This is a genomic window from Amycolatopsis sp. CA-128772 (assembly GCF_002904295.1).
Lineage (GTDB): Bacteria > Actinomycetota > Actinomycetes > Mycobacteriales > Pseudonocardiaceae > Amycolatopsis.
Map to the genome: position 1 here is coordinate 1 of NZ_PPHG01000041.1, position 22,818 is coordinate 22,818.

At 71.1% G+C, this 22,818-nt stretch carries 20 protein-coding genes and 1 pseudogene; 14 read left to right on the plus strand and 7 right to left on the minus strand.

From position 1 onward, the window contains the following. Positions 1-827 (minus strand): annotated as a pseudogene (locus C2L59_RS16655) (IS481 family transposase); the annotation flags it as partial. A 131-nt stretch (positions 828-958) separates the two neighbouring features. Then, a complete protein-coding gene (locus C2L59_RS16660) occupies positions 959-1,261 on the minus strand; it encodes a thiamine-binding protein (protein ID WP_103350426.1) in 303 nt (100 codons plus the stop codon). A gap of 79 nt (positions 1,262-1,340) precedes the next feature. On the opposite strand from C2L59_RS16660, the gene C2L59_RS16665 reads away from it, so the two are divergent. Beyond that, on the plus strand, positions 1,341-1,841 hold the full coding sequence (locus tag C2L59_RS16665) for a MarR family winged helix-turn-helix transcriptional regulator (protein ID WP_103350427.1): 501 nt from the start codon (positions 1,341-1,343) through the stop codon (positions 1,839-1,841). 60 nt (positions 1,842-1,901) lie between these two features. On the opposite strand, the gene C2L59_RS16670 is transcribed toward C2L59_RS16665, so the two are convergent. From C2L59_RS16670 to C2L59_RS16680, 3 genes are all read right to left on the minus strand, one after another. Then, positions 1,902-2,267 carry a DUF3817 domain-containing protein gene (locus tag C2L59_RS16670; protein ID WP_103350428.1) on the minus strand — a complete coding sequence of 122 codons (366 nt, stop codon included), beginning with the start codon at positions 2,265-2,267 and terminating at the stop codon, positions 1,902-1,904. Between the two features lie 214 nt (positions 2,268-2,481). Then, positions 2,482-4,866, minus strand: a complete 2,385-nt coding sequence (locus tag C2L59_RS16675; RefSeq protein ID WP_103350429.1) for a GH92 family glycosyl hydrolase — start codon at positions 4,864-4,866, stop codon at positions 2,482-2,484. Beyond that, positions 4,863-8,093, minus strand: a complete 3,231-nt coding sequence (locus C2L59_RS16680) for a GH92 family glycosyl hydrolase (protein ID WP_370444746.1) — start codon at positions 8,091-8,093, stop codon at positions 4,863-4,865. Before C2L59_RS16680 ends, C2L59_RS16675 begins: the two co-directional genes overlap by 4 nt. A gap of 309 nt (positions 8,094-8,402) precedes the next feature. On the opposite strand from C2L59_RS16680, the gene C2L59_RS16685 reads away from it, so the two are divergent. From C2L59_RS16685 to C2L59_RS16740, 12 genes are all read left to right on the plus strand, one after another. Continuing rightward, positions 8,403-9,386 (plus strand): LacI family DNA-binding transcriptional regulator, encoded by a 984-nt coding sequence (locus tag C2L59_RS16685; RefSeq protein WP_103350431.1) that lies wholly within the window; start codon positions 8,403-8,405, stop codon positions 9,384-9,386. After that, positions 9,383-10,420, plus strand: a complete 1,038-nt coding sequence (locus C2L59_RS16690; RefSeq protein ID WP_103350432.1) for a class I mannose-6-phosphate isomerase — start codon at positions 9,383-9,385, stop codon at positions 10,418-10,420. The genes C2L59_RS16685 and C2L59_RS16690 overlap by 4 nt, the downstream gene beginning before the upstream one ends. Continuing rightward, positions 10,417-11,181, plus strand: a complete 765-nt coding sequence (locus C2L59_RS16695) for an ATP-binding cassette domain-containing protein (RefSeq protein WP_103350433.1) — start codon at positions 10,417-10,419, stop codon at positions 11,179-11,181. The genes C2L59_RS16690 and C2L59_RS16695 overlap by 4 nt, the downstream gene beginning before the upstream one ends. Continuing rightward, a complete protein-coding gene (locus C2L59_RS16700; RefSeq protein ID WP_103350434.1) occupies positions 11,178-12,227 on the plus strand; it encodes an ABC transporter permease in 1,050 nt (349 codons plus the stop codon). The genes C2L59_RS16695 and C2L59_RS16700 overlap by 4 nt, the downstream gene beginning before the upstream one ends. A 28-nt stretch (positions 12,228-12,255) precedes the next feature. After that, positions 12,256-13,239, plus strand: a complete 984-nt coding sequence (locus C2L59_RS16705; RefSeq protein WP_103350435.1) for an ABC transporter substrate-binding protein — start codon at positions 12,256-12,258, stop codon at positions 13,237-13,239. A gap of 203 nt (positions 13,240-13,442) precedes the next feature. Then, complete coding sequence (locus tag C2L59_RS16710; protein ID WP_103350436.1) at positions 13,443-14,138, plus strand: hypothetical protein; 696 nt, start codon at positions 13,443-13,445, stop codon at positions 14,136-14,138. A gap of 45 nt (positions 14,139-14,183) precedes the next feature. Further along, positions 14,184-15,236, plus strand: coding sequence for a sensor histidine kinase (locus C2L59_RS16715; RefSeq protein ID WP_103350437.1), 1,053 nt, complete (start codon positions 14,184-14,186; stop codon positions 15,234-15,236). Then, on the plus strand, positions 15,233-15,985 hold the full coding sequence (locus tag C2L59_RS16720; protein ID WP_103350438.1) for a LytTR family DNA-binding domain-containing protein: 753 nt from the start codon (positions 15,233-15,235) through the stop codon (positions 15,983-15,985). Before C2L59_RS16715 ends, C2L59_RS16720 begins: the two co-directional genes overlap by 4 nt. 43 nt (positions 15,986-16,028) lie before the next feature. Beyond that, positions 16,029-16,376 carry a hypothetical protein gene (locus C2L59_RS16725; protein WP_103350439.1) on the plus strand — a complete coding sequence of 116 codons (348 nt, stop codon included), beginning with the start codon at positions 16,029-16,031 and terminating at the stop codon, positions 16,374-16,376. Next, a complete protein-coding gene (locus C2L59_RS16730; protein WP_103350440.1) occupies positions 16,376-18,100 on the plus strand; it encodes a cation acetate symporter in 1,725 nt (574 codons plus the stop codon). Before C2L59_RS16725 ends, C2L59_RS16730 begins: the two co-directional genes overlap by 1 nt. A gap of 70 nt (positions 18,101-18,170) precedes the next feature. After that, the gene (locus tag C2L59_RS16735) at positions 18,171-18,530 is read left to right on the plus strand and encodes a DUF485 domain-containing protein (protein WP_020644098.1); all 360 of its coding nucleotides are present in this window, start codon (positions 18,171-18,173) and stop codon (positions 18,528-18,530) included. Beyond that, complete coding sequence (locus tag C2L59_RS16740; protein WP_103350441.1) at positions 18,527-20,134, plus strand: cation acetate symporter; 1,608 nt, start codon at positions 18,527-18,529, stop codon at positions 20,132-20,134. The genes C2L59_RS16735 and C2L59_RS16740 overlap by 4 nt, the downstream gene beginning before the upstream one ends. Positions 20,135-20,197: 63 nt before the next feature. On the opposite strand, the gene C2L59_RS16745 is transcribed toward C2L59_RS16740, so the two are convergent. Continuing rightward, complete coding sequence (locus C2L59_RS16745; protein ID WP_103350442.1) at positions 20,198-20,935, minus strand: isocitrate lyase/phosphoenolpyruvate mutase family protein; 738 nt, start codon at positions 20,933-20,935, stop codon at positions 20,198-20,200. Further along, on the minus strand, positions 20,932-21,393 hold the full coding sequence (locus C2L59_RS16750; RefSeq protein WP_199199108.1) for a carboxymuconolactone decarboxylase family protein: 462 nt from the start codon (positions 21,391-21,393) through the stop codon (positions 20,932-20,934). The genes C2L59_RS16745 and C2L59_RS16750 overlap by 4 nt, the downstream gene beginning before the upstream one ends. Positions 21,394-21,439: 46 nt before the next feature. On the opposite strand from C2L59_RS16750, the gene C2L59_RS16755 reads away from it, so the two are divergent. Further along, positions 21,440-22,818: PLP-dependent aminotransferase family protein (locus C2L59_RS16755; RefSeq protein WP_103350444.1), on the plus strand; the 1,379-nt coding region annotated here is incomplete at its 3' end.

Consider the following 22,818-nt stretch of genomic DNA (forward strand, 5'->3'; position numbering starts at 1 on the left):
GTCCGGTGGAACCGTTCGATCTTGCCATTGGTCTGCGGCCGGTAAGGCCGGGTCCGTTTCGGGCTGATGCCCAGCTCGGCGCACGTGTCCCGCCAAGCATGGGAGCGGTAGGCCGAGCCGTTGTCCGATAACACGCGCTCGACGGTGACGCCCAGGTCGGCGAACCAGGACACCGCCCGGCGCAGGACCGCCGTGGCGGTGGCGGCGGTTTCGTCGGCGTGGATCTCGGCGTAGGCGACGCGGGAGTGGTCGTCGATGACGGTGTGCACGAACGCGGTCCCGGTGCGGGGCTTGTAGTCCGCGCCGCGGGGCAGCCCCAGAGTGGCTCGCTTGTTGACCTCGCCCTATTGCCGGCCGACGTAGCGGTGCCCGCCGCCGTCGGGGATGTTGCCGAACTTGGTGACATCGACGTGCAGCAGCGACCCGGGGTGGTCGTGTTCGTAGCGGCGCAGCGGTTCGCCGGTGACCCGGTCGATACGGGACAGGCGGTTGATCCGGCAGCGCACCAGGACCACGTGCACGGTGGATGCGGGCAGGCCGAGCCGGCCGGCGATCTGGACCGGGCCCAGCCGCTGCCGCCACCGCAGCTTCACGATCGCCCGGACCACCGGCCCGGGTGTGCGGGCCGGGCTGTGGTGGGGCCGGCTGCTGCGATCAGCCATCCCGGCTGCGCCCTCGTCGCGGTAGCGCTTGGCCCACTTCGCCGCGGTCTTTGCGGCGACCATGAATATCTTCGCTGCTTCGGCGCAGGTCCAGCCTTGTTCGACGATCAGGCGTGCCAGTCGTAGCCGGGTGCGTGGGGTCAGGGTGGCGTTAGAGTGGGACACGAAGGCCTCCGGTGGGTGAAGCGGTTCCTCGACAGCTCCACTTCACAACCGGAGGCCTTCACCTGTCAGCACGACAGGCCGACACCGGGTCACCTCAACTCGGGACAACGTCCCTGGACATCACACCTAGGTCAGGACTCGCGCAGGTGCGCCTCGATGCGGTCTACCTTGGCCTCCAGCTGGCCCTCGAAGCCCGGCCGGATGTCCGCCTTCAGGACCAGGCTCACCCGGGACGAGCCCTCGCCCGCGGCCTCGACCGCGCGCTTCACCACGGCCATCACCTCGTCCCACTCCCCCTCGATGTTCGTGAACATCGCGTTGGTCGAGTTGGGCAGCCCGGAACCGCGGACGACCTTCACCGCGCGGGCCACGGCTTCGCTCACTCCGCCGTCGGGGTCCCCGCCGGACGGGCTCACGCTGAACGCGACGATCATGCTCGGAAGTCCCTTCTTCGGTGGTCATTTCCGCCAGTCGTGCGACACCCGCCGGTACCCGCTGGTAACTTCGCGTGTCATGAACCGTCCGCTGCCGTTCGACCCGATCGCCCGCGCGGCCCGGATCTGGGAGGACCGGATCGGGCCCTCCGGGACCATGGCCGCGGTGACCGGGGTGATGCGGGTCCAGCAGATCATCCAGTCCGCGGTGGACGGCGCGCTCAAGCCGCACGGCCTCACCTTCGCCCGGTACGAAGCACTGGTGCTGCTCACCTTCGCCCGCAGCGCCAGCCTGCCGATGCGGGTGATGGGCGAGCGGCTCCAGCTGCACCCCACCAGTGTCACCAACATAGTGGACCGGCTGGAGCGCGACGGGCTCGTGAAGCGCGTGCCGCACCCGACCGACCGCCGCACGACGCTCGTCGAGATCACCGACGAGGGCCGCAAGCGCCGCGAGGCCGCGACCGACGCCGTCACCGGCATCGACTTCGGGCTGAGCGGCCTGACCGAGCGGCAGACCGAGCAGCTGACGGACCTGCTGACCAAGGTGCGCCGCGCCGCCGGGGACTTCAGCGAGTAAGCGTCCGACAGCAGAAAGGGCCCGCACTCGGAGTGCGGGCCCTTTCTCACGTTCTGGGAATCAGGCGGCGACCGGTTCCTTCACCTGGAACAGGCCGACACCGCCGTGGGACAGCCGCTGCGGGCCGTCGAGCTTGCCGTTGCGCAGCGCCCACTTCTCGAACAGCCACGTGAACAGCGGCGGGATGCTCGCGAGCAGGGCCAGGACCAGCGTCTTCGGGCGCCAGCCGAGCGGCTTCGCCACGGACAGGGAGACGACCACGTAGAGGACGAAGATCACGCCGTGCACCATGCCGATGACGGGCACGCCGCCCTCGCCGGAGGAGTGGACGACGTACTTGAGGAACATCCCGACCAGCAGCGCGGCCCAGGACAGGGCTTCGGCCACTGCGGCCACGCGGAACACGAGAGCGGCCTTGCTGGACACTTCTTCCTCCTGTGGGGTCTCACCACGTTGGTCACTGCACGAGAAAACGCCCGACACACCGTCCAAGGCGGACTGCCCCGGTACGTCAACGGCGTCGTCGGACGTGCAGGTACCAGTGTGAGGCGTGACGGCCCTCACCGGAACACCGGGGCCCGTGACGATGCTCACGAACGTGGTCCACTGTGGTCAGGACCACGTCCGCGAGCGCCGCTTTCTAGTCAGAACACGGGGAAACCGGTGCTGCGGACGGCGAAGTCCCCCAGGTCGCCTTCGCGACATCAGCAGTCAGGGAGAAGTCCAGCGCCACACCGCGCTTCAGTTGGTCGAAGCCGACGTACACCTGGTCGCTCGGCTTCGAGCCCACCTTGAGGCTCGAGATGGCTTGCAGCTTCGAGCCGTCCGCGCCCGGCGCCTTGATCGTGACGTCGCGCCCGTTCTCCAGGTGCAGGACGGACTTCGCGAACCGCGGCGCGTTCAGCACGAAGTTCCCAGTACCTGGGACGGCCGGGTAGAGCCCGAGGGCGCTGAAGACGTACCAGGCCGACATGGTGCCGAGGTCGTCGTTCCCGGTGACGCCGTTGGGCGCGTCGGTGAACAGCGTGTGCGCGGCCCGCACGACCGTGGACGTCTTCGCCGGCCGGCCGGTCAGCGCGTACATCCACGGCGAGTGCAGGTCCGGCTCGTTGTTCGGGTTGTAGCGGAACTGGTCGTAGTAGTCGTACGGGCCGACGACCCAGTTCTCGCGGACCGCCGTCGCCGGGTTCTTCACCAGTTCGTCGTAGGCGAAGAAGTCGTCGAGCCGCTTGCCGGTGGCCGCCGGGCCACCCATGCGCTGCACCAGGCCGGGAACGTCCTGCTGGACCAGCCACTGGTACTGCCAGGCCGTGCCCTCGTGGAAGCCGTCCTGGCTCTGCGGGCTGTACGGCTTGCCGGCCGGCGAGAACCACGCGCCGCCGAGGACCTTCGGCCGGAAGAAGCCGGTGAAGCCGCGATCGGTCTGCGTTTCGTCCCACAGCGTCCGGTAGGTCCGGCCCTTCGCGGCCAGCGCCGCCGCGTCGGCCTTCTTGCCGAGCGCCGCCGCCATCACCGACAGCGAACAGTCACCGAGCGCGTACTCCAGGGTCGCCGACGCGCCGTGGTTCGGATCGGTGTCCTGGCCCTTCTTCGGGAAGTCCGGGTCGTACTGGACGAACCCGTCCTTCTGGTAGCTCGCGTTGCCCGAGCGGCCCTGGAACGGCGACGCGGCCGGCGGGATCTCGCGCGAGTTCTGCAGGAGCGCCTGGTAGGCGTGCATTTCCTCGCCCGGCAACGCGCCGAACCGCCACAGGTCGACCAGGAACGGCGTGACCGGGTCGCCGGTCATCGTGTTCGTCTCCTGGCTCGCGTACGCCCACCGCGGCAGCCAGCCGCCCTGGTCGTGGATGGCCAGGATGCTCTTCGCGATGTCCTTCGCGCGGCTGGGCCGCAGCAGCGCCAGGAGCTGGTTCTGCGTGCGGTAGGTGTCCCACAGCGAGAAGAAGTCGTAGTACGTCCAGCCGGCCGCGCGGTGGATCTTCTTGTCGAAGCCGTAGTAGCGGCCGTCGGCGTCGTTCGCCGTCAGCGGCTGCAGCAGCGCGTGGTAGAGCGAGGTGTAGAACACCGTGCGGTCGTCGGTCGTGCCGCCCTTGATGTCCACAGAGGACAGCTCGTGGCGCCAGGCGCGCTGCACCGCGGCCTTGGCCGCGTCGAACGACCGGATGCGCTCGGACGCCAGGTTGCCCCGCGCGCCGGCCGCGTCCACCTGGGAGATGGCCGTGGTCGCGGTGACCTGGCCGCCGCCCGCGAACGTCAGCCACGCGCCCCGCAGGCCCGCGCCGCCTTCGGAGTAGCGACTGCCGGGCGTGCCGCCGTCCGGCGACCACGTGCCGAACGCCTTGAACGGCTTGTCGAACTTCGTCGTGAAGTACGTCGTGTACGCCTTGCCGCCGCAGAACGCCTGCGACTCCACGGTTCCTTCGACGGTCCGGTCGTCGACGACCCGGATGCTGCTGCCGGTCACCGGTTCCTTGTCGTTGGCCTGGCCGACGTTGACGAAGACGTTGGCGTCACCCGCTTTCGCGAACGTGTACCGCTCGGCACCCGCACGGGTCGCCGCCGTCGTCTCGACGTCGACGCCGCCGTAACCGGTCAGGTGGACCTTGTAGTAGCCGGGCTGGCCGACCTCGCCGTCGTGGGTGTACGGCGCGGCGTACTGCTTCTGGTCGAAGGTGGCCGGGCGAGTCGTGTCGAACGCCTTGCCCGGGCCCACTTCCCCGGTCGTCGGCAGGGTCGAGACCAGGCCGCCCTGCTCCCAGCAACCCGCGCCGGACAGGAAGAAGTGCCCGAACCCGCGGATCGCGGTGTCGGTGTAGCGGTAGCCCGCGTAGTGCGAGGTGATCGGGCTGACCTGGGTCATCCCGAACGGCGCCGAGGCGCCCGGGAACGTGTTGCCCTCGTCCTGCGTGCCGATGAACGTGTTGACGGCGTCAACGGCGTCCCCGCCGGCCGCGGCCGCGGCGGGGCTGAGCCCCGTCGCGGCCGCGGTGAGCGTGAGGAAGCCCGCCAGGATGGTGCGCTTCACGCGCCGATGCCGATCGCGAAAACGTGCAGGGCGCCGCCGCTGACGTTGCCGGGCAGCGTCACGCTGGCCACCGTCTTGCCCGCGGCCAGGGTGATCGGGTTCGTGCCGAACACCATCGTGCGGATCTGCTGCGGGTCGCCGCCCGAAGCGTTGCGGTACGGCGTGGACAGCACGATCCGGTTGCCGAACGCCGGCTGCGCGCCGCCGCCACCGAGGGTCCAGTCGGAGAACCCGATGGTCGCGGTGGACGTCGTGCCGTCGGTGTAGGTCACCGTCAGCGTGCCGGACGCGTTGCCGTTGGACGCCGAGCCGAGCAGCGCGAGCCGGCCCGAGCCCGAGACGTTCACCGTCTGGCCGCCGGCGACCACGTTGTCCGGGTCCCCGGCCGGGAACGCCGGCCAGGTGAACTTGATGCCGTCACTGGTCACCGTGCTGCCCGGGGTGGCGCCGGCCGCGGCGAGGGCGTCGGCCGAGTAGCTCCAGCCGCCGCCGTCGAAGTTCGCCGCGCCCGGGTTCGAGTCCGGGGAGATGCCCGCGTTGTCCACCGTGGCCGGCCAGCTGTTCGGCTGGGCCACCAGCACCGTCAGGACGGCCTGCGAGGACGCCACGCCCGGCGCCGTGAACGTCACCGGGATGCGGCGGGCGCCGTCGGCCAGGCCGGCCGGGACGCTGACCGTGAGCTCGGCCTCGGCCTTGCCCGCGGCGGGCACCGCGATGCTGCCGGTCGCCGGGGTCAGCGTGATCCCGTCGACGCTGCCCGCGCTGTAGGTCCAGATCCGGGCGACCCCGGAGAGGTCCTGGACACCGACCGACGCCTTGGACGTCGACCCCGCGGGCGTCACCGCGCGGGCCGGGTCCACGAAGGACAGGCTCGGCTTCTCCTGCTCGCGGAACGACGGCGGCGCGTCGGCCACCGCGCTGCCCCAGGAGGTCGCCGTGGCGGAGCGGGTGTAGTCGAGCGTGCCACCGCTGGAGATCAGCCCTTCGGGCAGCCACGCCTTCGCAGCCGTGCCGCCGTTGACCTTCAGGCTGCCCACGTAGTCGCCGGTGCCCGGCGCGTTGATGGTGATCTTCTTGCCCGCGCCCGTGGTGAGCACGGCGTGCTCGAAGCGCGGCGTGACGAGCAGCGTCTCGGCGCGGCCCGGGATCTCCGGGTAGATGCCGAGCGCCGACCAGACGTACCAGGCCGACATCTGGCCGAGGTCGTCGTTGCCGATCAGGCCTTCGGGACGCGGGTTGTACAGTTCGTCCATCGAGCGGTGCACGATGGCCTGGGTCTTGGCCGGCGCGCCCGCGTACGAATACACGTACGGCGCGTTGGAGTTCGGCTCGTTGCCCATGAAGGCGTACGGCTCCTGCGTACCCGCGTTGAGCTTGGTGAAGAAGGTGTCCAGCCGGGACTGCGTCGCGGTGTTCCCGCCGAACGCCGTCACGACGCCGCCGAGGTCGTAGGGCACCATCCACTCGTACTGCGCGCCGTTGCCCTCGACCCAGCCCTGCGAGCTGGCGGGGTCGTAGGTGCCGGAGAACGAGCCGTCCGCGTTGCGCGGCTGGAGGTGCCCGGTACCCGGGTTGTAGAGGTTCTGCCAGTTCTGCGCGCGCTTCATGAACGTCGTGTACGTCGCGCTGTCGCCGAGCCGCTTCGCGAACTGGGCGATGGAGAAGTCGGCGCTGGTGTACTCGAGGGTGTCCGCGCCGGCGCCCGGCACGTAACCCAGCTTCTGGTAGTCGTCCAGCCCGGGCCGTTCGGTGTAGCCCTGGGTCGGCTGGGTGGCGCCCTTGATCATCAGCAGCAACGCCTTCTGGGCGTCGAAGTCCCGCGCCCCGAACGCGTACGCGCTGGAGACGATGATGTGGTACGGGTCGCCGTTCATGACGCCGGTGTAGTCGTTGGCCACCGTCCAGCGGTCCCACGAGCCGCCCTGCTCGGCGTAGGCCATCATCGACCGAACGATGTCCGACGTCTCCTTCGGCGCGATCGTCGCCAGCAGCGGAGCTTCCGAGCGGTAGATGTCCCAGCCGGAGAAGTTGGTGTACATCGCGTGGCCCTTGTCGGCCGTGTGGATCCGGCCGTCGAAGCCGACGTACTGGCCGCTTGTGTCGGAGAACACGTTCGGCTGGATCAGCGAGTGGTACAGCGAGGTGTAGAACGTCGTGAGGTCGGCGTCCGAGCCGCCGGTGACGGCGATCTTGCCCAGCTGCGCGTTCCACGCCTTGCGCGCGTTCGACGCCACCGTGTCGAACGACTTGCCGGTGTTCTCCGCCTTGAGGTTGGCCTTCGCGCCGTCGACGGACACAAAGGACAGTCCGACCTGGACGTTCACCTGGGCGCCGTTGAGGTTGGCGAAGGTGACGTACCCGCCGCTGCCCGGGCCGCTGACGGTGGTGTTCTGCGGCGCCGCCTTGGCCGGGCGCGCGATCGAGGCGTTCACGCCGTTCGGCTGCGCGACCTTCGCCTTGGCCCCGCCGGTTTCGGCCGCCTTGTTCGGCGTCACGGCGCCGTTCTTCCAGGTGCCGATCGACGCGAACGGCGTGTCGAACTTGGCCGAGAAGTACACGCGGTAACTGTTGCGGGCGCCGCAGAAGCGGCCGCTGGTCGCCCAGCCGCTGATGGTGTCCTTGCCGATGGTGATCGACGCGTCGTCGGTGCCGTTGACCGAGCCGGACGTGTTGACCAGCAGCGTCGAGGACGCGCCGGCCGGGTAGGTCAGCCGGGCCGAGCCGGTGCGCTGGGTCGCGCTGAGCTCGACCTTCGCGCCGCTGTCGAGGGTGACGTCGTAGGCGCCCGCGGTCGCGTGTTCGTCGGCGTGCGAGAACTTCGACGTGTAGTGGGCCGGGTCCGTCGCCGGGGAAGTCGTCACTTCACCGACATACGGGATGAACGGGATGTCCTGGTAGGTCGAACAACCCGCGCCGGAAAGGTGCGTCAGGCTGAACCCGGTCAGGGCGTTGTCGTCGTAGAAGTAGCCGCCCGGCTGGGACTTCACCGTGTCCGGGCTCCACTGGACCATGCCGAACGGCGCCACCGCACCCGGGAACGTGTTGCCCGCACCGCCCCCGGTGCCGTGGTCGGCCCCGCCGGGCCGGGTGCCCACGAAGGGGTTGACCCACTTCGCGTAATCGGTGCTCGTAGCTGCGGCGGCGGGAACAGCGGGAGCCACCGCTGCGGTCACCGCCAATGTCAGGAAAGCTAAACCGGCTCTGAAGCGCGCTCGCGCCATTGCCATCGCCTCTCCACCTCATCAGCGCGACCGGAAAACGGTGCTATGACAACCTTGTCGCGCAGTCGGTCGAACCCGGCCACCTTGGGTAGCCACTCACCGGACAGTCAAGGGTCCCGTCAAGACCTGTCCGGTTCCGGACAGGGTGATCAGCCGTCTGTCCTACGCCGTAGGTAGCCGAATCGGCACAACATCCGCCGGGGGCGTTGACAAGCACCGGCGGCGTGGCGTTCAATCCCGGTCATTATGACAACGTTGTCTCCTCCGGGCCGGGACCGGGATGGCAGCACGCGCACCGCGAGCAGGCGGGCCACGATGAGCGACGTGGCCCGGCTGGCGGGCGTGAGCATCAAGACCGTCTCGCGCGTGGTCAACGACGAACCGGCCGTGCACCCGGACACCGCCGAGCGGGTCATGGCGGCCATCGAGCAGCTGGGTTTCCGGCGCAACCTGGGCGCGCGCAACCTGCGCCGCGGGTCCACGACCGGCACCATCGGGCTGATCGTGGAGGACGTCGGCAACCCCTTCTACTCCGAGCTGAACCGCGCGGTCGAGCGCATCGCGACGTCGTTCGGGCGCCAGGTGCTCACCGGCTCGTCCGAGGAGAACTCCGACCGCGAGCGCGAGCTCGTCCTGGAGTTCTGCGCGCGGCGGGTGGACGGCATCCTGGTCGTCCCGGCCGGCCTGCAGCACGGCTACCTCGTTCCCGAGATGCGCGCGGGCACGCCGGTGGTGTTCATCGACCGCCCGGCCGGCGACATCGTGGCCGACACCGTGCTGGTCGACAACCTCGGCGGCACCATCGAGGCCGTCACGCACCTGGCGCAGCACGGGCACCGGCGGATCGCCTTCCTCGGCGACAGCCCGGACATCTTCACCGCGGCCGAGCGCCTGCGCGGGTTCCGCGAGGGCTGCGTGCGCAACGGGATCTCCTACGACGAGTCGCTGGTGTCGATGGGGACGCCGACGCCCGACTCGGTCGGCGACGCGGTCAAGCGGCTGCTCGACGGCCCCGACGCGGCCACGGCCGTGATCGCCGGCAACAACCGGGTCGCCGTGCACCTGCTGCGCGCGCTGGCCCACGCCGAGCGCCGCCCGGCGATGGTCGGCTTCGACGACTTCGAGCTGGCGGACCTGCTGAACCCGCCGGTCACCGTGGTCGCGCACGACGTCAGCGCGCTGGGCCACGCCGCGGCTGAGCTGCTCTTCGCCCGCGTCCAAGGAGATCAGTCCCCGCCGAGAAAGGTAGTCCTGCCCGTGCATCTCGTCGCCCGTGGTTCCGGTGAGGTCGCCCCGTGAGCCTCGAACCGATCCGGCTCCCCGCCAACCAGCCGCCGCAGTTCTACCGCGGCGGCGACGCCATCGCGGCGCTGCGCGGGGCCCCCTCCGAGTCGAAGTTCGGCCCGGAGGACTGGGTCGCCTCGGCGACCACGATGTTCGGCCAGGAGACCAACGGCCTCACCCGGCTCCCGGACGGCGCCTGGCTGCGGGACGCCGTCGTGGCCGACCCGAACGGCTGGCTCGGCGCGAAGCACGTCGAAGCGCTCGGGACGTCGACGGGCCTGCTGGTCAAGCTCCTGGACGCCGGCCAGCGGCTGCCCGTCCACTTCCACCCGGACGACACCTTCGCGAAGCGGCACTTCGACTCCCACTTCGGCAAGACCGAGGCGTGGATCGTGGTCGGCACCTACGGCGACGACCCGCGCGTCTACCCCGGCTTCAAGGAGACGCTGTCCAAGGCGACGGTGTCCGACTGGACGCGCGAGCAGGACGTGCCGTCGATGCTGGGCGCGCTCAACAGCGTCCCGGTGTCCGCGGGCGACACCGTGTACATCCCGGCCGGGCTGCCGCACGCGATCGGCGAAGGCGTGTTCGTCGTCGAGCTGCAGCAGCCGACCGACTTTTCGCTGACCATCGAATGGCGCGACTTCCTCGCGTCGCCGGAGAAGGGCCACCTCGGCCTGGGCTTCGACACCGCCATCGAGGCACTGGACACCTCCGGCTGGGACACCGAGCGCCTGGACACGATCATCAAGCGCACGGCGGCGGACCGCTCGTCCACTGTGGACCTCCTGGCCGGCGGTTCGGAGCGGTTCTTCCGAGCCGAACAGCTGCGCACCGACGAAGCGACAACGTTGTCACTCGACCCGTCCTTCGCGGTCCTGGTCGTTTTGGACGGCGAAGGCACCCTGCGGACCGAGCACGGCGGCGAGCACGCGCTGGCGAAGGGCGACACCTACGTCGTCCCGTTCGACGCCGGCCAGACCGAGCTGTCCGGCACGGCGACGGTGATCCGCTGCCGGCCGCCGGCACCGGAGGAGAGGCACGGATGAGCGAAGTCCTGCTGGACGCGATCGACCTCACCAAGCACTACGGCTCCGTCGAGGCCCTGCGCGGCGCGTCGTTCCAGGCGCGCGCGGGCGAGGTGACGGCGCTGATCGGCGACAACGGCGCCGGCAAGTCGACGCTGGTCAAGTGCCTCTCCGGCGCCGAGCAGCCGACGTCGGGCAAGATCCTCCTCGACGGCGAGGAGGTGCGCTTCGACTCGCCGACGACCGCGCGGCGCCTGGGGATCGAGACCGTCTACCAGGACCTCGCGGTCGCGCCCGAGCTCGACCCGGCGGCCAACCTGTTCCTCGGCCGCGAGATCCACCGCAAGGGCATCCTCGGCAAGCTCGGGATGCTCGACAAGGCCGAGATGCGGCGGCAGGCGATCGAGGAGTTCCAGCGCCTCGGCGTGACGCTGCAGAGCACGGACGTCCCGATCGGCTCGCTGTCCGGCGGGCAGCGGCAGAGCGTCGCCGTGGCGCGCTCGGTCGTGTGGGCGTCGAAGGTCGTGTTCATGGACGAGCCGACGGCCGCGCTCGGTGTCGTGCAGCGCGAGCGCGTGCTCGACGTCATCAAGAAGGTGCGCGACAAGGGCATCGCCGTCGTGCTGATCAGCCACAACATGCCCGAGGTGCTGTCGGTCGCCGACCGCGTCGAGGTGCTGCGGCTCGGCAAGCGCGTCGCCCGGTTCACCGGCTCGGACACGAAGCTCGAAGACCTCGTCGCCGCGATGACCGGCGCACTCGTGCAGGAGGAGGCGGCGTGAGCGTGTCCAGTCCCCCGAAGGACATCCAGGAAGCTCCCGACGCGGGCTTCGGCAAGCGGCCGCTGGGCAAGCGCCTGATCGGCGCGAACACGTTCTGGATCGCCCTGGTCCTGGTGGCGCTCGTCGTCGTGTTCAGCGCGCTCGCGCCGAGCGCGTTCCCGACGCTGTACAACTTCCAGCTGCTGTTCATCGAAACTTCCGTGCTGCTGGTGCTCTCGGTCGGCATGACGTTCGTGATCATCACGTCCGGCATCGACCTGTCCGTGGGCTCGGTGCTCATCTTCGCCGGCATGGTCGGCGGCCGGACGATGGAGGCGATGTCCGGCGGGAACGCGGGGCAGGCCGGCTGGGGCGTCATCGCCGCCGGGCTGGTCGTCGCCATCCTGGCCGGGACGGCGTGGGGGCTGGTCAACGGCTTCCTCATCGCCGTGGCGGGCATCCCGCCGCTGATCGTCACGCTCGGCACGATGGGCGCGGCCCTCGGCGCGGCCCTGCTGATCAACAACGGCAGCGACGTGCGCACGGTCCCGGTGATCCTGAACAAGCAGCTCGGCTCCGGCACCTCGCTCGGCATCGTGCCGAACCTGGTGCTGATCGCCGTGGTGGTCACCCTGGCCGGGGCGTGGCTGCTGCACACCACGAAGTTCGGCCGCTACACCTACGCCATCGGCTCGAACGCCGAAGCCGCGCGGCGGGCGGGCATCGGCGTCACCGCGCACCTGATGAAGATCTACACGCTGACCGGCTTCCTGGCCGGGCTGGCCGGGTTCCTCTCGCTGGCGTACTACAACTCGACCACCATCACCGGGCACACCAGCGACAACCTGAACGCCATCGCGGCCACCGTGATGGGCGGGACGAGCCTCTTCGGCGGCGTCGGCACGGTGCTGGGCACGGTGATCGGCGTCTTCATCCCGGCTGTGCTCAAGAAGGGCTTCAACATCGTTCAGGTCCCCGACTTCTGGCAGATGATCGCCGTCGGGGCGGTGCTGATCGCGGCCGTGTGGTTCGACCAGCGACGGCGACGGCAACGCAACTCCCGCTGAGTTCCCCGAGTACAAAGAGGTGCTTCCGATGAACTTGACCAAGACGCTCGTCGCCGCCGGGGCGCTCGCTTCGGCCGCCGCGCTGCTCACCGCGTGCTCCGGCACGGTCGGCGACTCGGGCGGCGGCAACCAGGCCGGCTCCAAGAAGCTGGCGCTGGTCCCGGGGGTGCAGGCCGAGCCGTTCTACATCTCCCTGCAGTGCGGCGCCGAGGCCGAGGCGAAGAAGCTCGGCTACGAGCTGACCACGCAGGCGCCCCAGAAGTTCGACGCGCCGCTGCAGACCCAGCTGGTCAACGCGCTCGGCGCGAACCCGCCGGCCGCGCTGCTCATCGCGCCGACCGACGACACCGCGATGCTGGGGCCGATCCAGCAGGTGAAGTCGCGCGGCGCGAAGATCGTCGAGGTGGACACGGCGCTCAAGGACACGACCGTGGCCGCTTCGTCGATCTCTTCCGACAACGCCGCGGGCGGCAAGCTCGCCGCGCAGACGATGGCGAAGCTCGCCGGCGGCAAGCCCGGCTCGGTGCTCGTCCTCGACACGATCGCCGGGACGTCGACGACCGCCGCGCGCGCCAAGGGTTTCGAGGACGAGCTGAAGAACACTCCGAACCTCAAGTCCATCGGGGTTCAGTTCACCCAGAACGAGCCCGACCAGGCCGCGTCGAAGGTGACCGCGGCCCTGGCGGCCGATCCGGACCTCATCGGCGTCTTCGCGACCAACCTCAACACCGGCGAAGGCGCGGCGACCGGCCTGCGCAACGCGGGCAAGGTCGGCACGGTCAACCTGATCGGCTTCGACGCGAGCCCGTCCGAGGTCGAAGGCCTGAAGAACGGCCAGTACCAGGCGCTGATCGCCCAGGACCCGGCCTCGATCGGCACCCAGGGTGTCCAGCAGGCGGTCGCGGCGATCGAGGGCAAGGCGGTGACGCGGAACCTGACCGCGGAGCTGCACTCGATCACCAAGGCCGACATGGAAGCCAACTCTCAGTACTTCTACAAGCAGTCCTGCTGACCCGTCCGTCAGAGCCCTGCGGGTGGTGTGTGCCGCTCGCAGGGCTTCGACCAGCGGTGTTCACCGCCGGTGAACACCCGGTACCGGTCACCGCGGTGGGGTAACCGCTCACCGCACCGCCCGTTTCCCGGACGGGTGGCGTGCGTCACACTCATCTGCACATGCATCTGCACCGACAGATGCATGATCGCAGGGAGGGTGCGATGAAGTACGAGCGGCCGGCTTTGCACCGGACGATCTTCGCCGTGGACGTCGAGGGCTACGGCGACCAGCGCAGGACCACACCACACCGGCTGGCGTTGCGCAGAGGGCTGTACCGAGCGCTCTGCCGGGCGTTCGACGACGCGGGAGTCCCGTGGGCGGACTGCCGGCGCGAAGACTGCGGCGACGGCGTCTTCGTCCTGGTCCCGCCGGAGATCCCGAAGGGGCTCTTCGTCGAGTTCCTGCCCGCCGCGCTCGCCGTGGCGCTGCACCGGCACAACCGGACCCACGACCCGGGCGCCCGGATCCGGCTGCGGATGGCCCTGCACGCGGGCGAGGTCGCCTACGACGACCACGGCGTCACCGCGCCGGCGATCAACCAGACGTTCCGGCTGCTGGAGGCGAAGCCGCTGAAGGAGGCGCTCAAGTCCTCGCGCGGGGTGCTGGCGCTGATCACGTCGGCGTGGTTCTTCGACGAAGTCGTCCGGCACAGCGACGGGCTCGACCCGACGACGTTCCGGCCGGTGCCGGTGGCGGTCAAGGAGACCCGCACGACGGGGTGGATCTCGCTGCCGGACCGGCCGTACCCGGCGAACTCGAGCTTGCTCGGGGGCGTCACGTCGCTCGACCACTACCGGACCTGGCGCCGCTTCCGCCGCCACGCCCAGGTGCTGGCCGACCGCGACGGCCGCGCGTAGCCGTAGGATCTACTGCCCTGGACACCGCCGCCGAGGGGAGGCCCGATGACCGTCCACCTGCGCCCGGCATCCCGCGCCGACCCGCTGCCGGTGCTCGCCGCCGCCCGCCGCGTCAGCGACGACCTGCGCGACGGCCTGTCCGGTACCCGCGCCCGCCGCGCCGCGCACGGCCTGCGCCGGCTCTTCGGCTTCCCCGGCCTGGGTCTCACCGACCTGTCCGGGTCGCTGCTGTGGTCGGGCCGGCCCGGGCCGGACGCGGTCGTCGCGAAGGTGCTCGACGGCGTGCTGCACTCCGAAGAACCCGGCTCCGCGCCGGACGTGCTGGTGCTGCCGCTGCACGTCCACGACGAACTGGCCGGGGCGCTGCTGGTGGTCGGGGGCGTCCGGGACGCGGTCGCGGCCCAGGCCGCCGACCTCGTGGTGCAGGCGCTGGAGCGGTGGCGGCTCGAGGCGTCGGCGGAACAGGCGGCGCAGGCCGAGCTGCGCGCGCTGCGGGCGGAGATGTCGCCGCACTTCGTCTACAACGCGCTCACCGTCATCGCGTCGCTGGTGCGCTCGGACCCCGACCGCGCCCGCGACCTCATGCTCGATTTCGCCGACTACACGCGCTACAGCCTGGCGCGCCACGGCGAGTACACCGTCGTCGCCGAGGAGTTCCGCGCGATCGAGACGTACCTGGCGCTGCAGCGGGCGGTGCTCGGCGAACGGCTGCGCGTCCAGGTGCGGGTGGCGCCGGAGATCCTCGCCGTCGCGGTGCCGTACCTGGTGCTGGAGCCGTTGGTGGAGAACGCGATCCGGCACGGCATCGAGCCGCGCTCGGGCACCGGCCTGGTCCAGGTGCACGGCCAGGCGGAAGGGAACGACTGCGTGATCTTCGTCGAGGACGACGGGGTCGGCATGGACCCGCACCGGGCGGCGGACATCCTGGCCGGGCGCACCGGCGAGGACGACCCGGCCGGCCTGGGACTGGCCAATGTGGACAGACGGCTGCGGGACGTCTACGGCGCCTGGTACGGCCTGACCGTGGAGACCGAGGTCGGCGCGGGCACCCGGGTGATCGTGCGGGTGCCGCGGTTCCAGCCGGGGGTGCTGCCGTGACGGGCCTGCGCGTCCTCGCCGTCGACGACCTGCCGCCGGCCCTGGACGAGCTCTGCCGCATGCTCCGCGAAGCGCCCGAAGTCGGCGAAGTCGTCGGGGCGGGCGACGCGCTGAAGGCGTTGAAGCTGCTTCAGGCGGATCGCTTCGACGCGGTGTTCCTCGACATCTCGATGCCCGGTCTCGACGGCTTGGAGCTCGCGTCGCTGCTGGCGAAGCTGAGCGAGCCGCCGGTGATCGTGTTCGTCACCGCGCACGACGGGCACGCGGTGACGGCGTACGGCATCGGCGCGGTGGACTACCTGCTCAAGCCGGTCCGCACCGAACGGCTGACCACGGCGCTGGCGAAGGTCCTGCGGATGGCGACCCCGGCGTCGCGGCCGACCCCGGACGCGATGGCGGCGCTGCCGGTGGAGTCGGGCGGGCGGACCCGGTACGTCCGCCGCGACGACGTGTTGTTCGTGGAGGCGCACGGCGACTACGTCCGCCTGCACACGCGCGGTGGCGTCCACCTGGTGCGGATGCCGATCTCGCGGCTGGAGGAGTACTGGGAGGGGACGGGGTTCAGCCGCGTGCACCGGGGTTTCCTGCTCGCGGTGGGGGCGGTGCTGGAGCTGCGCAGCGACACGGCGGGCGGGCTGCTGGCCCACACCGAGGCCGGGGACGTCCCGGTGAGCCGCCGGCACGCGCGCGACCTGCGCGACCGGCTGCTGGAGGCGGCCCAGCGCGGCCAGCTCGGGCCGGATTCGTGATGAGCGCCCGCCTCCGACCCGCCGCGCCCCGGCCGGGGCCGCGATGAGCAGGATCCGCCGGGTCGCCGTCACCAGCCCGCAGACCCGCCTGGCCCACGCCCGCCGCCGGTCGCGCGGCCGCTGGCGCCAGCCGCGTCTCCCCGCCGGCGACACCCAGCGCGCCACCGCGCTCTACCGCGCGCAACGCCGCCGGGGCGTCCCCGCCCTCGTCCTCATGTTCACCCTCCTCCTCGGCCTCCCCGGCGTCTTCGCGCTCTTCCCGGCCCTGGACACCCTGCGGCTGCTGGGGATTCCGGTGTCCTGGCTGATGCTGGCGGTCCTCCCCTACCCGGCGATGGCGCTGCTGGCCCGCTGGCAGCTGCGCCGCGCCGAACGCCTCGAGGACGAGTAGTGGGCGTCGCGCTCGCCGTCGCGCCGGTCGTGCTCGTGACGCTGCTGATCGGCGTCCGCGGGGTCGCCGCCATGCGGACCACGTCCGACTTCCTCGTCGCGTCCCGCCGCATCTCGCCGCTGGTGAACTCGGCGGCCGTCTCCGGGGAATACCTGTCGGCCGCCTCCTTCCTCGGCGTCGCCGGGCTCGTCGTCAAGGACGGCATCGGGGCGCTGTGGTACCCGGTCGGCTTCACCGCCGGCTACATCGCGATGCTCGTGCTCGTCGCCGCGCCGATGCGGCGCTCCGGTGCGCTGACCGTCCCCGACTTCGCCGAAGCACGCCTCAACTCCCCCGCGCTGCGCCGCCTCACCGCCGTGGTCGTACTGGTGATCGGCACCATCTACGTCGTCCCGCAGTTCCGCACCGCCGGTCTCGTGCTCACCGCGGTCGGCGGGACGCCGTACTGGGTCGGCGTGGTGCTGGCCGGCGCCGCGGTCAGCGTCACCCTGGCGCTGGGCGGCATGCGCGCGGCGACGTACGTGCAGGCGTTCCAGTTCGTGCTGAAGCTGCTGCTGTTCCTGATCCCGGCGATCTGGCTGGTGCTGCAGGCCGGCGCGGTCAACCGGACCGACGCGCTCAACCCCGTCGAGTTCACCCACTTCGCCCGCGAGACGCCGGTGCGGTTCGAGGTCGACGTCACCATGGAGATCCGCGAGCCGACGCCGGTGCGGCGCAACGGCGTCGTCGAAATCCTCCGGCCCGGCGAGTTCACCGCGCACAGCCAGGACGAGGTCGTGTTCGGCACGGGCGCGGCCGTCCCGGCGGTCCGCGGCGGCGCCTCCCTCGGCGGCCCCGACTGGCGGCGTCCGCTGCTCGACCTCGGCGACCAGGGCTACCCGCTGCTCGGCACCTGGGCCGTGCTCATCGCGACCATGCTGGGCACGATGGGCCTGCCGCACGTCCTGATGCGCTTCCACACCAGCCCGGACGGCCGCGCCGCGCGCCGGACCGCCGCGATCACCGTCGCCCTGCTCGGCGTCTTCTACCTCTTCCCCGGCATCTACGGCGTGCTCGGCCGGGTGCTCGTCCCCGGGCTCTACCTCTCCGGCGCCACCGACACCGTGGTCGTCGCGCTGCCGTACCAAGTGGACAGTGGCTGGGCCGGCGGGCTGTTCACGGCGTTGCTGACCGCGGGCGCGTTCGCCGCGTTCCTGGCGACGTCGCTCGGCCTGCTGCTGGTGATGTCCGGCGCGATCGCGCACGACCTCGTCCCCGGCGGGCTGCGGCGGCTGCGGATCGCCGTGTTCGGCGTCGCCGGGATCATGGTGCTGCTGGCGCTGCGCTCGGCCGAGCTCGACGCCGGGGTGCTCGTCACGTGGGGCTTCACGGTGGCCGCGTCGACGTTCTGCCCGCTGCTCGTGCTCGGCATCTGGTGGCCGCGGCTGACCGCGACCGGCGGGATCGCCGGCGTGCTGACCGGGCTGGTCGCCTCGTCCGGCTCGATCCTGTTCGCCCTCGCCGGGCCGCCGTTGCGCGGCTGGGTGGCGATCTTGGTGCAGCAACCGGCACCCTGGTCGGTACCGCTGGCGTTCGGCGTAATGGCGCTGGTCTCGTTGCGCGGCCGGCCCCCCGCCTGGTCGACGGCGGCGATGCTCCGCCTGCACCTGGACGAACCCCGCTCGGCCGGACCACGCGACCGTTCGTCAACCGTTCGTCGTCTCGCACGGCTGTTGAACCGCTAGTTCTTCACGCGAGCCTCACGCGTCCCTACGGTGTCGCAGGTCACTTTCCGCAGCGTCGCAGGGAGCAGCGATGAGCACGACCGACACCGGCGGGCCCCCGGACACCTCCGAAACGATCTGGGAACGAGCACACGAGAGCACCGAGTTCCGCGAGCTGCGCAGCCGCCTGCGCCGGTTCGTCTTCCCGATGACGGCGGTGTTCCTCCTCTGGTACCTGCTGTACGTGCTCCTCGCGGACTACGCGCACGGCTTCATGAGCACGAAGGTGTTCGGCAACATCAACGTCGGCCTGATCTTCGGCCTGCTGCAGTTCGTCTCGACGTTCGTGATCACCGGCCTCTACGTGCGGTACGCCAACCGGAAGCTCGACCCGGTCGCGGAGAAGATCCGCGAGGACATCGAGGGTGACTCTGCGAAGGAGCAGGCATGACGAACATCGCCGCGGGCGTGGAAGGCAGCAACCCGCTCCTCAACATCCTGATCTTCGCCGCGTTCGTGGTCATCACCCTGGTGATCGTGTTCCGGGCCAGCCGCAACACGAAGACGGCGTCGGACTACTACGCCGCCGGCCGCGCGTTCACCGGCCCGCAGAACGGCATCGCCATCTCGGGTGACTACCTGTCGGCGGCATCGTTCCTGGGCATCGCCGGCGCGATCGCCATCAACGGCTACGACGGCTTCCTCTACTCCATCGGCTTCCTGGTGGCGTGGCTCGTCGCGCTGCTGCTGGTCGCGGAGCTGCTGCGCAACACCGGCAAGTTCACCATGGGCGACGTCCTGGCGTTCCGGATGAAGCAGCGCCCGGTGCGGGCCGCGGCCGCGACGTCGACGCTGATCGTGTCGTTCTTCTACCTGCTCGCCCAGATGGCGGGTGCCGGCGGTCTCGTCGCGCTGCTGCTCGGCGTCGAAGGCAAGGGCGCGCAGGCACTGGTGATCGCCGTGGTCGGCGTGATCATGATCGCCTACGTGCTGATCGGCGGCATGAAGGGCACCACCTGGGTGCAGATCATCAAGGCCGGGCTGCTGATCGTCGGCGCGCTCGTGATCACCCTGTGGGTGCTCGGCAAGTACGGCTTCAACTTCTCCCAGCTGCTGCAGGCCGCCGTCGACAAGGCGGGCAAGGCCGGGCAGACGCTGCTCGGCCCGGGCAAGCAGTACGGCGCCACCGGAACGTCGAAGCTGGACTTCCTCTCCCTCGGCATCGCGCTGGTGCTGGGCACCGCGGGCCTGCCGCACGTCCTGATGCGCTTCTACACGGTCCCGACCGCCCGCGACGCGCGTCGCTCGGTGGTCTGGGCGATCGTGCTGATCGGCGTGTTCTACCTGTTCACGCTGGTGCTGGGCTACGGCGCCGGTGCGCTGGTCGGGCCGGACACGATCAAGAAGGCACCGGGCGGGGTCAACTCCGCCGCACCGCTGCTCGCTCTGGAGCTGGGCGGCCCGGTGCTGCTCGGCCTGATCTCCGCGGTCGCCTTCGCGACGATCCTCGCGGTGGTCGCCGGCCTGACGATCACGGCGTCGGCGTCCTTCGCCCACGACGTCTACGCGAACGTCGTCAAGCGCGGCAAGACGTCGCCGGACTCGGAGGTCAAGGTCGCCCGGATCACCGCGGTGGTCATCGGCGCCCTCGCCATCGGCGGCGGCATCCTGGCCAACGGGCAGAACGTGGCCTTCCTGGTCGCGCTGGCCTTCGCGGTCGCGGCGTCGGCGAACCTGCCGACGATCCTGTACTCGCTGTTCTGGAAGCGGTTCAACACCCAGGGCGCGCTCTGGTCGATCTACGGCGGCCTGGCCATCACGATCGTGCTGATCGTCTTCTCACCGGCGGTGTCCGGCAAGCCGACGTCGATGATCAAGACGGCCGACTTCGCCTGGTTCCCGCTGAGCAACCCGGGCGTCGTCTCGATCCCGGCGGCGTTCATCCTGGGCTGGCTGGGCACGGTCCTGTCCAAGGAGCACGACGAGAAGAAGTACGCCGAGATGGAGGTCCGCTCCCTGACCGGTGCGGGCGCCGAGAAGGCTGTCGCCCACTAGTTCCGCCGACCCCGGAGGCCGTCGCGAGGGTGTTCCCGATCCCCTCGCGGCGGCCTTCGGCCATCAGTACGGCAGTTTCCCTTCGGCGACGCTCTTGAGGGTGGTTTCCAGCTGCTTGCGCAGGTACTGCCACAGCCCGCCGCCGAGCGAAATCCTCGCCACCCCCAGGTGGGCGAGGCCGTCGAGGCCCGGGCTGCCCGGCCACGCGGGCGCGTTGACCGCCCCGCCGACCCCCTCCACGAACTCCCCGATCAGCTCGGGCGTGCGCAGGTGGATCGGGTAGACGCAGTCGGCGCCCGCTTCGAGGTACGCCTTCGCCCGCGCGATCCCGTCGGCGAGCGCTTCTTTCGCGTCCACGCCGCGGAAGGAGTCGACCCGGGCGTTGATCACCAGCCCGTCACCCGCCGCCTCGCGCAGCGCAGCGATCCGCTCCGCCTGCCCGGCGACCGGCCGGACGCTCCCGGTGGCGTGGTCGGTGTCCTCGAAGTTGCAGCCGACGGCGCCGGCGTCGAGCAGCCGGCCCGCCAGGTCGGCGCCGGACAGGCCGTAGCCCGACTCGGCGTCGACGCTCACCGGGACCCCGACCGCCTTCGCGATCCGCGCGGCGGCGGCGAACATCTCGTCCGCCGGCGCCTTCTCGCCGTCGGGAAACCCGAGCGCGGCCGCGACGGCAACCGAGCTGGTCGCCACGGCGGGGAACCCGGCGGCCTCGACGAGTTTCGCGGTGTCGGCGTCCCAGGCGTTCGGCAGGACCAGCGGCTTGCCCGGGACGTGCAGCGCCCGGAGTGCGGCGGCGGTCACGAGTCGCGCTTCGGGAGCGGGGTGTGGCTGGTGATGGTCATCCGGTTCCAGCTGTTGATCGCGATGACCTCCCACGCGACGGCCTGGTACTGCTCCTCGGTGAACACCTTCACCGCCTGCTCGTAGACGTCGTCGGGCACGGTCTGGGTGGCCGAGAGCTTGGTCATCGCCTCGGTGAGGGCGAGAGCGGCCTGCTCCTGCTCGGTGAACAGGTCGGTCTCGCGCCAGCCGTCGAGCACGAACAGCCGCCGCGGGGACTCGCCCAGCTCGAGCGCGTCGCGCGTGTGCATGTCGAGGCAGAACGCGCAGCCGTTGAGCTGCGACGCGCGGGTCTTCACCAGTTCCAGCAGTTTGGGGTCGAGCCCCGCGTTGGCCGCGGCCTTGTTCACTTCGGCCTGCAGGTTCGCCATCGCCTGGTAGAGCTCGGGAGCGCCCCCGAGCCCGATTCGCTTGGTCATGCCGTCCACGCTAGTGCGAACTGGTCCACGGGTATGGTCCAGTCAAATGACGGATTTGTGGTCCAGTTCCGGGCTCGACGTCCACCTCGGCTGGCAGCCCGCGTCCGGCCGCGCCGGGCTCGCGGCGGCGATCCGCGCGGCCATCCGGGACGGCCGGTGGCAGGCGGGCGCGGCGGTGCCCTCGACCCGCGCGCTGGCCCACGACCTGGGCGTCGCCCGCGGGACGGTCACCCGCGTGTACGCCGATCTCGCCGCGGAGGGCTACCTGCGCACGGCCCAGGGCGCGCCGACCCGGGTGGCGACGGCGGGCTCGCTCCCCCAGTCGGCGCCGCGGCAGGCGCCGCGCGATCCGGCGCCGCGCTGGGACCTGCGCCCGGGCCGCCCGGACCTGACGGCGTTCCCGCGGCAGGCGTGGCTCACCGCGACCCGGCGGGCCCTGCTGCGCACCCCGGCGTCGGCGTTCGGCTACGAGTCGGAGCTGGGCGCGCCGGAGCTGCGGGACACACTCGCCGCCTACCTGGCCCGGGCCCGCGGAGTGGTCGCCGACCCGGCGCGGATCGTGGTCTGCCACGGGTTTTCGCACGCCATCGCGGTGGTGTCCCGGGCGCTGTCCGGCCTGGGTGTCGGCGAGATCGCGTTCGAGAACCCGTCGCTGCCGATGTACCGGGAGATCGCGGCGGCGCAGGGGCCGCGGATCGTCGGCGTGGACGTGGATTCCCGCGGCCTCGACGTGGCCGCGGTGGCCAGTCCGGCGGTGGTCGTCACCGCGGCGCACCAGTACCCCACCGGCGTCACGCTGGCCCCGCCGCGCCGGGCGGCGCTGGCCCGCTGGGCGAGCGAGTCGGGGGCGTTCGTGCTGGAGGACGACTACGACGGCGAGTTCCGCTTCGACCGCCAGCAGGTCGGGGCGTTGCAGGCGCTGGCGCCGGAGCGGGTGGTGTACGCGGGCACGGCCAGCAAGACGCTCGCGCCGGCCCTCCGCCTGGCCTGGCTGGTGCTGCCGCGGTCCCTGGTGGAGCCGGTCCGCGCGGCGATGGCCGACAGCGGCTCGCGGCCGGCGCTGCTGAACCAGCTGGCGCTGGCCGAGCTGATCGACTCGGGCGCGTTCGACCGCCACGTCCGCCGCAGCCGCGCGGAGTACCGTTCCCGCCGCGCGCGCCTGCTGGCGGCGCTACCGGACTCGGTGCGCCCGTACGGCATCGCGGCGGGCCTGCACCTGCTGCTGATGCTCCCCCCGGACGGCCCTCCCGAGTCGACGGCCCTGGCGGCCTGCCGCCGCCGCGCGATCGGCATCGAGGGCCTCTCCGGCCACTGGATGACCCCCGACGCCCCCGGCGGCCTGGTGGTCGGCTACGCCGCAACGCCCAAGCACGCCTTCGCCGGCGCAACCCAAACCCTGATCGACGCCCTCCAAGAAATAACCGC